Annotated in this window: 8 protein-coding genes; 6 read left to right on the top strand and 2 right to left on the bottom strand. The window is 31.7% G+C overall.

What is annotated here, in order from left to right:
- The first annotated feature begins 48 nt into the window (after positions 1–48).
- The 4 genes from tamL (at position 49) to accD (ending at position 6,754) form a co-directional block, all read left to right on the top strand.
- Positions 49–2,535 (top strand): translocation and assembly module lipoprotein TamL, encoded by a 2,487-nt coding sequence (gene tamL, locus EV195_RS02660; protein WP_132792515.1) that lies wholly within the window; start codon positions 49–51, stop codon positions 2,533–2,535.
- Positions 2,536–2,619: 84 nt separating this feature from the next.
- On the top strand, positions 2,620–4,572 hold the full coding sequence (locus tag EV195_RS02655; protein ID WP_132792512.1) for a hypothetical protein: 1,953 nt from the start codon (positions 2,620–2,622) through the stop codon (positions 4,570–4,572).
- A 162-nt stretch (positions 4,573–4,734) separates the two neighbouring features.
- A complete protein-coding gene (gene fbaA, locus EV195_RS02650) occupies positions 4,735–5,793 on the top strand; it encodes a class II fructose-bisphosphate aldolase (protein ID WP_132792509.1) in 1,059 nt (352 codons plus the stop codon).
- 103 nt (positions 5,794–5,896) lie between these two features.
- Positions 5,897–6,754, top strand: a complete 858-nt coding sequence (gene accD, locus EV195_RS02645) for an acetyl-CoA carboxylase, carboxyltransferase subunit beta (protein ID WP_132792506.1) — start codon at positions 5,897–5,899, stop codon at positions 6,752–6,754.
- Between the two features lie 56 nt (positions 6,755–6,810).
- Here the strand turns inward: accD and EV195_RS02640 are convergent, their stop codons facing one another.
- Complete coding sequence (locus EV195_RS02640; RefSeq protein ID WP_132792503.1) at positions 6,811–7,653, bottom strand: hypothetical protein; 843 nt, start codon at positions 7,651–7,653, stop codon at positions 6,811–6,813.
- A gap of 186 nt (positions 7,654–7,839) precedes the next feature.
- On the opposite strand from EV195_RS02640, the gene rpsO reads away from it, so the two are divergent.
- Positions 7,840–8,109 carry a 30S ribosomal protein S15 gene (gene rpsO / locus EV195_RS02635; protein WP_132792500.1) on the top strand — a complete coding sequence of 90 codons (270 nt, stop codon included), beginning with the start codon at positions 7,840–7,842 and terminating at the stop codon, positions 8,107–8,109.
- Positions 8,110–8,255: 146 nt separating this feature from the next.
- Entirely contained in the window at positions 8,256–10,475 is a 2,220-nt protein-coding gene (locus EV195_RS02630; protein ID WP_132792497.1) for a polyribonucleotide nucleotidyltransferase, read from the top strand.
- Between the two features lie 66 nt (positions 10,476–10,541).
- On the opposite strand, the gene EV195_RS02625 is transcribed toward EV195_RS02630, so the two are convergent.
- Positions 10,542–12,677, bottom strand: coding sequence for a T9SS type A sorting domain-containing protein (locus tag EV195_RS02625; RefSeq protein ID WP_165915672.1), 2,136 nt, complete (start codon positions 12,675–12,677; stop codon positions 10,542–10,544).
- Between the last annotated feature and the right edge of the window lie 24 nt (positions 12,678–12,701).

The raw sequence follows: 12,701 nt of genomic DNA, 5'->3' as shown, positions 1-12,701 counted from the left end.
GTTAAAACTAGCCCAAAATTAAAAGACTAAATGCGAGGCGTAAAGTTAATGAAAAAACTTTCTTTTTATTTTTTATTTATACTGATCTTAAGTTCATGTAACACTATTAAACATGTACCTGAAAACGAATTATTACTTACTAAAAATACAATCACGATAGATAACGTTCAGCAAAATGATGAAAAATTAAATGAACTGTTATTACAACGAAGAAATGTTCGTGTTTTGGGAGCACTTCCTTTATCATTATACTTTTACAATTTAGGAAACCCTAAAGGATCTCAAGATGTAGAAGAGTGGAAAGTAAATCACCCAAAATGGTATAATTTATTTAAAGACATTTTTTCTGAAAAACAAAGTATAGCGGTTGCTAACACCTTTATTGGTTTAAATCAATGGTATTTAAATAACGGGCAAGCTCCAGTAATAATCAATGATAAAAAAACGAATAAAACTGTTCAAAATTTAGAAAACTATTTCTTAACAGAAGGATACTTTAGAGCTAAAGTATGGTCTAAAAAAGATTCTGTTGCATATAAAAAAGGAACCGTTTCTTATTTCGTTGAAAAAAACAAACCATCATTTTTAGATTCAATTTCTGTAAATATTAGATCTAAAGTATTAGATTCAATTTACGCTACTCAGAAAGACAAAAGTTTCTTAAAAGTAGGAGATCAATACAAAAATCAGAGTTTTGTTAATGAAGCAAATCGATTGGTGAAGTTATTTAGAAATAAAGGAGTTTTTCATTTTAATGAAAACTATATTGAATTTGTTAATGATACGCTACAAAATTATCAGAAAACAAAAGTTGAACTTGGCATTTTAGATAGATTGGTGGAACAGGATGGTGATTATGTTTCAAAACCCTTCAAAATTCAAAAAATAAAAAACATAAACATTTATACCGATTACACTTATGCACAAAGAAATGAACCGTATTTAGATTCTATTTCTTACAATGGAATTAACTTTTATGCACACAAAAAAATAAAGTATAATCCTAAATATTTAAGTCAATCTATCTTTATACAACCTAACCAAGTTTATACAGACTCCTTAAGAACCTTGACTCAAACTCATTTAAGAGGTTTGCGAAATTTTAAATCTACTTCAATACGATATAACCCTTATGGTAACGAAGAAGAATCTTTAGAAGCAAATATATTTTTGACTCCAAGAGAAAAGTATACTATTGGTGTTGAAACAGAATTATCTAGATCAAATATTCGAAACTTTGATATTTCAGCGAAGTTTTCAGTTACCAATAGAAATACATTTAAAGGTGCAGAAATTTTTAAACTTTCTTTTTCTGGTGGATATTTTAACTCCAGAAACGGACCTGGTTGGGAAATTGGTACCAATGCTACTTTAGAAGTGCCAAGATTTATGGTTCCTTTTGGACTACACAAGCTAGTTCCAAAAAGTATGCAGCCTAGAACTACTTTTTCTTCAGGGTTAAATATTCAAAAAAATATTGCACTGGACAAACAGAACATCTCTGTTGGAATCGATTACCGATGGAATTTCAACGAACGTAAATCAATTCAATTAGAGTTGCTAAATGCACAATATGTTAGAAACCTGAATGTAGACAATTACTTTACTATTTACAGCTCGGAATATGCTAAGTTAGTGGAAATTGATAATGCTAATCCTAACTTTACACTTCCTGAAAACACTCCATCAGAAAACCAAAATATAGTCCGCTTTATGGAAAATATTTTGACCGACTCAAGCTTTCTAGCATCAAATCCTGAAGAATATCGAGACAACTTAAATATTTTAAATCGATATTCGATTATTACTTCTGACTTCTTAATTCCTGAAATAGCGTATGCATTCACCTACAATAATCAAGTAAACATTAAAGACAATGATTTTTCCTATTTTAGGTTAAGAATAGCCAATTCCGGAAATGTAATGGGTTTGTTATCAAATCAAACCAATCAAAACGATCAAAAAACTGTTTTTAAGATTCCTATAGCTCAATATTTTAAAACCGATATTGAATATAAGAAGTTTTGGGATTTAGGTCAAAATAATGTAATCGCACATAGAACTCTTCTAGGAGCTATTATAACCTATGACAATTCTGCTATTCCGTTTTCTAGAAGTTATTTTGCAGGAGGTTCTAATGATATTAGAGCATGGAGAACATACGACTTAGGTCCCGGTAGAAGACAACCTGGTTTAGAGTATAATATTGGTAGTTTAAAGTTTTTAACTTCTTTTGAATATCGATTTGATATTGCAGGAAACTTAAAAAGTGCCATTTTTATGGATGCTGGAAATATTTGGGATATTACCAACTCATCTTTAGTAGATGGAGAATCTCGTTTCTCTGGATTAAAGTCTCTAACCGATATGGCTGTGGGAACAGGTTTCGGTATTCGTTACGATTTTAAGTTTTTAGTTGCTCGTTTAGATTTAGGATTCAAGCTAAGAGAACCTTATTTAGCAGACAAGAGGTGGTTTCAAAACTTTGGATTTTCTAGCGCTGTTTACAACATCGGTATAAACTATCCATTCTAAATTTTACAATCAATTTAGTTTTAATAAATTGCCGCTGAATAAATTCATCGAATTCATTTACAATTAATCAAACCAAATTCAAATATGAAAAAGTTAATTTTAGCTGTAATTGCTATAATAATCAATCTATCAAGTAACGCACAATCCATTAATCAAATTTCAAGAGACTGGGCTCCATTTAGTCAAGTTATTAAAATTAAAACTGATAGTGTAAAAAAGTTTAAGTTAACAGCATTTGCGAAAGTAGAAACTACTGATAAAAAGGCAAAAACTGGTCTTTGGGCGAGAGTTGACAATAAAGAAGGCGCAGGGAGAGGGTTCTTTGATAATATGGAAGACAGACCAATTACATCTAGTAAATGGCAACAGTATACTATTCAAGGAACGATTAATAAAGATTCTGAAAAGCTAAATTTTGGAGCGCTTTGCTACAAGAACGGAAAATTTTATTTTGACAAATTTGAACTGTATATCGAAGATGAAAATGGAGAATTTCAGCCAGTTAAAATAAAAAACTCCAGTTTTGAAACAAAAATAGTAGATAATTTATTACCTGAATGGAGTCTGGGTATTTCTAAAGGAAAACCTTATAGAGTAAAAGAATTTACAATTTCAACTAGTAATGATAAAGTAGATGGAAAATATTCTTTGTTGATGACTGGTAGTGGTATTTCTCAAAGTACAGGATCTATTTCAGGAATTGGACCTTTTATTGTAATTGTATATCTACTGATTCTAGCATTTTCTTTAATGACAAACATTTCTTCAAAAAATGAAGATGGCTGGTCTAAAACCCAATTAATAGGATTCCGTTTTTCATTCATTTACTTCCTTTTATTTATTATTTTTCAAAACAATGGGGCTTATCCTTTTTGGAGTAGTTTAATGAGTTACCCGAATGAATTACTGCATAAATTCATCCCTTGGGTAGGAAAAAATATCCTACACCTTCCTTATGATATAACAACATTTACTAATGGAAGTGGAGATACAACTTATGATTACGTAATTATGTTCGTTGTATTTTTCATAGCTACTGTAAGTACTGTAATATGGTCCTTAGTTGACAAGAAAAGTGCTAATTACAAAAAGCTGTACTATTGGTTAACAGCGGCAGTTAGATATTATGTTGGTTTAATGTTAATTAGCTATGGTTTAATTAAGGTAATCCAATTACAATTCTCTCAACCAAGCTTTTATCGATTATTTCAACCTTACAGTGAATCATCTCCAATGGGATTAGCGTGGACTTTCTTAGGATTTTCACAGGGTTATAACATGTTTATGGGAATCGCAGAAGTGCTCGCTGGATTACTACTATTTAGAAGAACATTAACTTTTGGTGCTATCATTACATTAATGACTGCTATGAATGTAATGGCTGTAAATTATTTTTATGATGTACCAGTTAAATTACTTTCAACTCATTTAGTATTAATGACTTTATTCTTGTTGTCTAGAGATATTCAAAAGCTATTTACATTCTTATTTTCAAGTAAAACAATAGAAGGATTAACAGTTATTAAACGTCCTATATTTAAAAAACCTCTTGACATAAGTTTTAAATTAATAAAAGCCTTTGTACTAATTTATTCTTTAGGCTATGGTTTTTACAATACTTTAGAAGCTAAAAAAACATATGGGAGTGATGCACCTAAATCAAAATTATATGGTGCATATGAAATTACAAATCATGTAATTAATGGAGATACTTTAACCCATTACAAGAGTAAACAATTATGGAAATATCTTGTTTTTGAAAGACAAGGATCTGCTCAGGTAAGAAAAATGAATAAACAAAGAATTTCTTATAAAACTGAAATTGATACAACAAACAAAAAAATCAAATTTTCTCCCTACAGAGGAAAAGGCGATAATTTTACCATGAACTATACTAAGTCAGAAGATAAATTCGATTTCAAGTTTATCAACAATAAAGACACTATTTCTGTTGAAACAAGAAAATTAGGAAAAGATGATTTTCTTTTAATAAATAGAGGTTTCCATTGGATAAGTGAGTATCCATTCAACAGATAAAATTTAAGATTTTCAATTCTAAATAAGCTGTCTCAATATAGACAGCTTATTTTGATAAGACTTAACTATAACGTAATCGTAATCTCTTCTTGTTTTTCTCATTATAATCGAAAAATTATGTAGTTTTGTTACTATTCATGACACAAACTTAAATTATAAAAAATGATAAAACCTGGAGTTGCAACTGGACGTGAAGTTCAAGAGATTTTCAAATTAGCCAAAGAAAAAGCATTTGCATTACCTGCTGTAAACGTTGTAGGTTCTAATTCAATTAATGCTGTTTTAGAAACAGCTAAAGAAGTTAACGCCCCAGTAATTATACAATTCTCCAATGGAGGAGCATTATTTAACGCAGGAAAGGGATTATCTAACGAAAATCAAAAAGCTGCCATTGCTGGTGCTGTTGCCGGAGCAAAACACATTCATTTATTAGCTGAAGCTTATGGTATTCCTGTAATTTTACATACAGATCATGCTGCTAAAAACTTATTACCTTGGATTGATGGATTACTAGATGCTAGTGAAAAACATTTCGCTGAAACTGGAAAATCTTTGTTCAGCTCACACATGATTGATTTATCTGAAGAACCAATCGAAGAAAATATAGAAATTTGTAAAGAATACTTAGCTAGAATGAGCAAAATGGGTATGACTTTAGAAATTGAATTAGGTATTACTGGTGGTGAAGAAGATGGTGTTGATAATACAGATGTAGATAGCTCTAAATTATATACACAACCAGAAGAAGTTGCTTATGCTTATGAAGAGTTAATGAAAGTTAGCGATCAATTTACCGTTGCTGCTGCTTTTGGAAACGTTCATGGTGTATACAAACCAGGAAACGTAAAATTAACTCCAAAAATTTTAAAGAATTCTCAAGAATACATCTCTGAAAAATACAATGTTCCTCACAATACTATTGATTTTGTTTTCCATGGTGGATCAGGATCTACAGTTGAAGAAATTCGTGAATCAATTGGTTACGGAGTTATAAAAATGAATATTGACACAGATCTTCAATTCGCTTTCAATGAAGGGATTAGAGATTATATGACTGAAAACTTACCATATTTAAAAACTCAAATTGGTAACCCTGAAGGAGATGATGTACCTAACAAAAAATATTACGATCCACGTAAATGGCTTCGTGAAGGTGAAATAACCTTTAAAAATCGTTTAAAAAAGGCTTTTGAAGACTTAAACAACATCAATACATTATAGGTGTAAAAATCACTTTTTAGTTTTATTTGGTAATTAACTTTAGTTTTTTACTTATTTTGCGGGCTTATTAACAAACTGACTAAATACTATAATACACCGTAATATGGCTTGGTTTAAACGAAAAGATAAAGGGATACAAACCCCTACAGAAGAGAAGAAAGACACTCCTAAAGGTTTATGGTACAAGACTCCTAGTGGAAAAATTATTGATACTGAAGAGTTACGAAAAAACCTTTATGTTAGTCCAGAAGATGGTTATCACGTTAGAGTAGGAAGTAAAGAATACTTTGAACTATTCTTCGATAATAATGAGTTTACTGAACTTAACGAAAAACTATCTGCTAAAGATCCTTTAAAATTTGAGGACACTAAAAAATACCCTGAGCGATTAAAAGCCGCACAAGACAAAACAGGATTAAAAGATGCTGTTAGAACAGCAGTTGGAAAATCATTAGGTAAGGATTTAGTGATTGCTTCAATGGACTTTGCTTTCATTGGGGGATCAATGGGAAGTGTTGTTGGAGAAAAAATAGCTAGAGCTATCGATTACTCAATTGAGCATAACATTCCATTTTTAATGATTTCTAAATCAGGAGGAGCACGTATGATGGAAGCTTCTTTATCGTTAATGCAATTAGTAAAAACTTCTGCTAAGTTAGCTCAACTTGCGGATGCTAAGATTCCTTATGTTTCTTTATGTACAGACCCTACTACAGGAGGTACAACAGCTTCTTTTGCAATGTTAGGAGATATTAATATCGCTGAACCAAATGCATTAATTGCTTTTGCTGGACCTAGAGTTGTTAAAGATACAACAGGTAAAGAATTACCAGAAGGATTCCAAAGATCTGAATTCGTTTTAGAACACGGTTTCTTAGATGCAATTTATGAAAGAAAAAACTTAAAAAAACAGGTTAATTTGTATTTAGATTTGATACAAAACCAACATATTAGAGCATAAAAATAAAAACCAGCCTTTTGGGCTGGTTTTTTTTAACTGAAAAACTACTACACTACCTATTTATTTCGTAATGAAATCTCTATGCTTTCTCCATTTGCATTTGTTAAGGTAGCTTTATTATCACAAGATCCATCTCCAAAATCTAATGTATACACATTTCCATTTTTTGAGATTTCTGTTACTCCGCTTACAATATATTTACAGGCATACTCTCTTCTTAACTTCTCAAGAATAGTTCCTGAAAATTCTACTCCATTTTTATTTATAAACTTCCAGTTTCCTGAAATTAAATACACATCGTCTCCTCTTAAAACCGTGTCATCACCTTCAATTTTTTCTCTTGTTCTAGTTCCTTCAAGAGATACTACTTCTCCTGTAGATAATGTTAATGTTAAATTTACTGTATGAGTAGCTTCTTTATTTCCATTTTCATTTTCCTTTACTTTAACTACTGATTTAGACCCTTCAAGTACATTTCCATCTATTGAAAAACTTTCAAAAGTTACAGATTTAGAATATCCAGTATCTGTTCTTTCATAAACAATAATTATTTTTCCTTTAAATTCTCTTCCACGTTTACCAACACATCCATCTCCAAAATCTAACGTAATAGTAATTGTATTTTCATTAGGATTTTCTTCTACAGTTCGAACAACGCAATCTGCTATACTACTTTTACTTTGATCTACACCTTTCCCTAGTAAGTTGAAATCATTATCGTCATCTTCTAAGATATTATCAATATCAGAAGTAATATCATCCGCTAACACAACTGCTTCTACATCATCTGTGCTTAAATCAGTTTCTACATCATCTGAACCATCGTTATTTGAACATGATGCAAAAATTAACATTCCCATAATTGTTAGTAATCGTAAATTAAAAACCTTAAGTATCATAATTAATAAGTATTAAAAGTTAATCTGCATCTTTGACCTTGAGTTTTAAAAAAGGTTTAATTTAACCTATCAAAAAGATTATTCAATTTAGACAAACCCCTATCATAATCTTTCAAAAAATAGTTGTACATTTGCCACTTCAATGAAAATCATTGGTACATTAAAATTATTTAAAACAATATTGGTATGTATTTAACTAAAGAAGTAAAGCAAGAAATTTTTGCTAAGCACGGTAAAGGCGCTGAAGATACTGGTTCTGCAGAAGGACAAATCGCGTTATTTACTCACAGAATTAACCACTTAACTGAGCACTTAAAGAAAAACCGTAAGGATTTTAACACAGAGCGCTCGTTAGTGAAAATGGTAGGTAAGCGTAGAAGCTTGTTAGACTACCTAAAGAAAAAGGATATCAACAGATATCGTGCAATCATTAAAGAATTAGGAATTAGAAAGTAATACCTAAATAAAAGAGGCTGGAATTTTCAGCCTCTTTTTTATTATCTTTAGCAAAAGTTGTATTCTACTTCAACTTCCATTGAAACAACAACACACACAACACAACACACAACTTAAAGTAATTTTTTATTAGAAAAAAACATTTTATGATTCCAAAAGTATTTAACCAAGTTATTGAACTTGGAGACGGAAGAACTATCACATTAGAAACAGGAAAATTAGCAAAACAAGCGGACGGTTCTGTTGTTGTAAGAATGGGAGACACAATGTTATTGGCAACTGTAGTATCTGCAAGAACTGCAAACCCAGGTATTGACTTTTTACCATTAACTGTAGATTATAGAGAGAAATTTGCAGCCTCAGGTAGATACCCAGGTGGATTTATGAAGCGTGAGGCAAGGCCAAGTAACGAAGAGATTTTAACAATGCGTTTAGTGGATCGTGTTTTACGTCCATTATTCCCTAAAGATTATCATGCTGAAACTCAGGTAATGATTCAGTTAATGTCTCATGACCCTGAAGTGTTGCCAGATGCATTAGCAGGTTTAGCTGCTTCAGCTGCAATTCAATTATCTGATATTCCTTTTGAAGCTCCAATTTCAGAAGTACGTGTAGTACGTGTTAACGGAGAATTTATCATCAACCCTAGCCCGGCACAATTAAAAGAAGCAGATATCGACTTAATGGTTGGTGCATCTAATGATTTCGTTGCAATGGTTGAAGGAGAAATGGACGAAGTTTCAGAAGAAGAAATGGCAGACGCAATTCGTTTTGCTCATGAAGCTATTAAAGTTCAATGTGAAGCTCAAACAAAATTAGCTGAGGCTTTCGGAAAGAAAGAAACTCGTGAATATGAAGGTGAAGCAGAAGACGAAGAATTAGCTGCAAAAATTCACGAAGCTGCTTATCAAAAATGTTATGATATCGCTAAAAAAGGAACGTCTAAACAAGAAAGAGGATTGGCTTTTTCTGAGGTGAAAGATGAAGTTTTAGCAATGTTTACTGAGGAAGAATTAGAAGAAAAAGGAGATTTAGTTTCTAAATATTTCAGTAAAGCTCATAAAGCAGCGGTAAGAGATTTAACATTAAATGAAGGTTTACGTTTAGACGGACGTACAACTACAGATATTAGACCAATTTGGTGTGAGGTAGATTATTTACCAAGAACTCATGGTTCTTCAATCTTTACAAGAGGAGAAACTCAAGCATTAGCAACTGTAACTTTAGGTACTTCTAGAGATGCAAATATGATTGACTCTCCAACTGTTCAAGACGAAGAGCGTTTCTATTTACATTATAACTTCCCTCCTTTTTCTACGGGTGAAGCAAGACCTTTAAGAGGTACTTCTCGTCGTGAAATTGGTCACGGAAATTTAGCACAACGTGCTTTAAAAGGAATGATTCCTGAAGATTGTCCTTACACTGTTCGTATTGTATCTGAGGTATTAGAAAGTAACGGTTCGTCTTCTATGGCAACGGTTTGTTCTGGTACTATGGCATTAATGGACGCTGGTGTACAATTAAAAAAGCCTGTTTCTGGAATTGCAATGGGATTAATCTCTGATGGTGATCGTTATGCGGTATTATCTGATATCTTAGGAGATGAAGATCATTTAGGAGATATGGACTTTAAAGTTACTGGTACTGCAGATGGAATTACTGCTTGTCAGATGGATATTAAAATCAAAGGTCTTTCTTATGAAATTTTAGTGAAAGCTTTAAAACAGGCACGTGATGGACGTTTACATATTTTAGAAAAGTTAACTGACACTATCGCCACTCCAAATGAGGATGTTAAAGCTCACGCGCCAAAAATGGTAACAGTACGTATTGCTGGAGAATATATTGGTGCAGTTATTGGACCAGGTGGTAAACATATTCAAGAGTTACAAAAAGAAACTGAAACTACTATTGTAATAAATGAAGATCCAGCTACAGAAGAAGGAATTGTTGAAATTTTAGGTACTAATCAAGAAGGAATTGATAAAGTATTAGCTAGAATTCAAGCAATTACTTTTAAACCAGAAAAAGGAAGCATTTACGAAACTAAGGTTGTAAAAATTCTTGAATTTGGTGCTGTTGTTGAATATACAGAAGCTCCTGGAAATGAAGTTTTATTACACATTTCTGAATTAGCTTGGGAACGCACTAATAACGTTACTGATGTTGTTAATGTTGGTGATATTATTGATGTAAAATACTTCGGTGTAGACCCAAAAACTCGTAAAGAAAAGGTATCTCGTAAAGCTTTATTACCTAAACCAGAAGGTCATGTATCAAAGCCACCAAGAGATAATAAAGATAGAGGATCTAGAGATAATCGTCGTGACGACAGAAAACCTAGAGAAAACAGAAAAGAATCTTAAAAACTTCTAACTAGTATATTAAAAAATCGTCAAGTAAAATTTTACTTGACGATTTTTATTTGTTTCTTATTTTTTTACTAATATTTTGTTACTAATTCTGTCTCGTAAAATCACTTTTACTAAATAATTCCCTGTTGTTAAATCGGAAATTGGTATCGTTACTTTTCCATCAATAACCTTCTTTTCAATATCAAACGACTTTACTTTATTTCCCAATATAGAAAAAATTTCTATTGATGAATTACTAAAATCTAGAGAATTATTAAGATTCATATTTAATATATCATTAGCAGGATTCGGATACATAGTTTCAACAGAATCATCTTTAACTATATCTTCAGAGCTTAAAGTACTTCCTACATCCTCTATGGCATTCACGCCTGCTGTCCAAGCAGTACCATCATACTCATAAGCTCCAAGGTCTGGAGCAGTTCCATTAAATAGCTTTGTAAAACCAGAAACAACTACACCTTTATCAACCACTAATCCTGTTTCTACAGGAGAAAAATTCTGAGCATTGGCATCTACAAAAGGCGAAACTGCTGTTATCAAATTATCTTTTACATCAAAACCTGTTTCATTAAACCAGTCACCTACGTTAGAATAATTATTATAGACTCTATTATTTTTTTGTTCGTAACCGTTTACCCAAGAAGCCATTGCTTGACCACAATCCCACAAAGTATTATGAAAAAAATCTAAATTCCAATTTTCCCAGTTTACCTGATAACCAGACCAAGATACATTCCACACCACATTATGATGTACTACATATCCTTTACTATTATTATCTAAATAAATCCCAGCAGCTTTTATTCCTGCATAAGTAGGTGGTTTAGAATCGTGAAACCAATTATGATGAACTTCAGTTCCTTTTAAATCATCATTTCCTACAGTATAAAACACACCTGAATCTGCATTAATTAATTGCGCTTTAGAAACATCGTTATATGCCACCTCACAAGTATTTCCGCTCACATAAATACCATCTCTCCCTGAGTTAAAAACTGTGTTTTTTAATACCTTTACATTATTAGCAGTAGATCTAATAGGAGTAGCATGAATTCCTAAATAATCAATGTTAGAGATAGTATTGTTTTCAATAATTGAATTATGAGCTCCCGCCCAATTTTGAATTGAAATTCCGTTAGATGAGCTATGATTTATTCTACAATTTCTTATAACTGTACTCGGTCCTAAAACTTCAATGGCTGATTCACCAACTCCAGCTGAAGTACTTGCTAAATTATCGAAACCTTCACTGCCATGGACTACTTCATTATTTTCAAAAACATTAAAATCTCCTGTAATTTTTATACTACCTCCAAAAAACTTTATTCCTTGTATTTTAATATAATCTCCTCTTAATTCTGCTGTAAATTTATGAGTAGCATACTCTACAGTATCATCTTCAGGTTTTAAACCATCTTCTGTTTGAAAATATAATGTTTTAGTTCCTTCATCATAGTACCACTCTCTAGCATAATCTAAAGCTTCTAGTATATTAAATAAATACAATTGACCTCTATGCCCGTTTCTTAAAATAGTTGGGTTGTGTGGATCGAAAGGCCATTTTGTAATATCTACACCATCATGTTCAATTCTCGTTGTCGTACTACTTGTAATTCTCCTAGTCCAACTCGTACCAGAATGTCCACCAATATAGTATACCAAGCCACCAGCCCAATCGAAGTCTGGAACTTCAGTAAGCGTAAAAAAGTTATTTCCCCCGTTTTCTATAAACTTACAATCTAATGTAAACCTGTTATTATCTTCATTATTTGGCCATCTTGCCAAATCCATATAAGCTTCATTATGATATACATTTCTAAATCTCTCTTCAATAGACATATCTACTGATGTCTTGTAAATATTTCCTGAATGTAATTGCCAACCATTAATAAAAGTAGTAGCTTTTATAGTTACATTTTCTCCATCAGCAGCTTTAAATGTCAAATAATGTCCTTCAGATCCATTTTTATTTACAAATAATTGCTCTTCATAAACACCTTCTCTAATAATACAAGTACTACCAGGAGTCATTGTAGACACAGCTTTATTAAATGTTTTAAACGGACTAATTTCTGTTCCTGTGTTACTATCATCTCCTTCTATTGCTACATAATATGTGTTTTGAGCAAATAACGATAAGTTTTTAATGATTAATAATAAAAAAAATAGTTTGATTTTGTCGGTTTTCATGACTTTAGGGATTGATTTATTAGC

It is taken from the genome of Tenacibaculum skagerrakense (assembly GCF_004345825.1).
GTDB classification, from domain to species: domain Bacteria; phylum Bacteroidota; class Bacteroidia; order Flavobacteriales; family Flavobacteriaceae; genus Polaribacter; species Polaribacter skagerrakensis.
Note: the sequence above shows the minus strand (reverse complement) of the source record. Positions and strands in the feature narration are given on the sequence as shown.

Bases quoted from the DNA above. Each gene is read 5' to 3' on its own strand.
- tamL (WP_132792515.1), top strand. From the start codon at position 49: ATGAAAAAACTTTCTTTTTATTTTTTATTTATACTGATCTTAAGTTCA.
- EV195_RS02655 (WP_132792512.1), top strand. From the start codon at position 2,620: ATGAAAAAGTTAATTTTAGCTGTAATTGCTATAATAATCAATCTATCA.
- fbaA (WP_132792509.1), top strand. From the start codon at position 4,735: ATGATAAAACCTGGAGTTGCAACTGGACGTGAAGTTCAAGAGATTTTC.
- accD (WP_132792506.1), top strand. From the start codon at position 5,897: ATGGCTTGGTTTAAACGAAAAGATAAAGGGATACAAACCCCTACAGAA.
- EV195_RS02640 (WP_132792503.1), bottom strand. From the start codon at position 7,653: ATGATACTTAAGGTTTTTAATTTACGATTACTAACAATTATGGGAATG.
- rpsO (WP_132792500.1), top strand. From the start codon at position 7,840: ATGTATTTAACTAAAGAAGTAAAGCAAGAAATTTTTGCTAAGCACGGT.
- EV195_RS02630 (WP_132792497.1), top strand. From the start codon at position 8,256: ATGATTCCAAAAGTATTTAACCAAGTTATTGAACTTGGAGACGGAAGA.
- EV195_RS02625 (WP_165915672.1), bottom strand. From the start codon at position 12,677: ATGAAAACCGACAAAATCAAACTATTTTTTTTATTATTAATCATTAAA.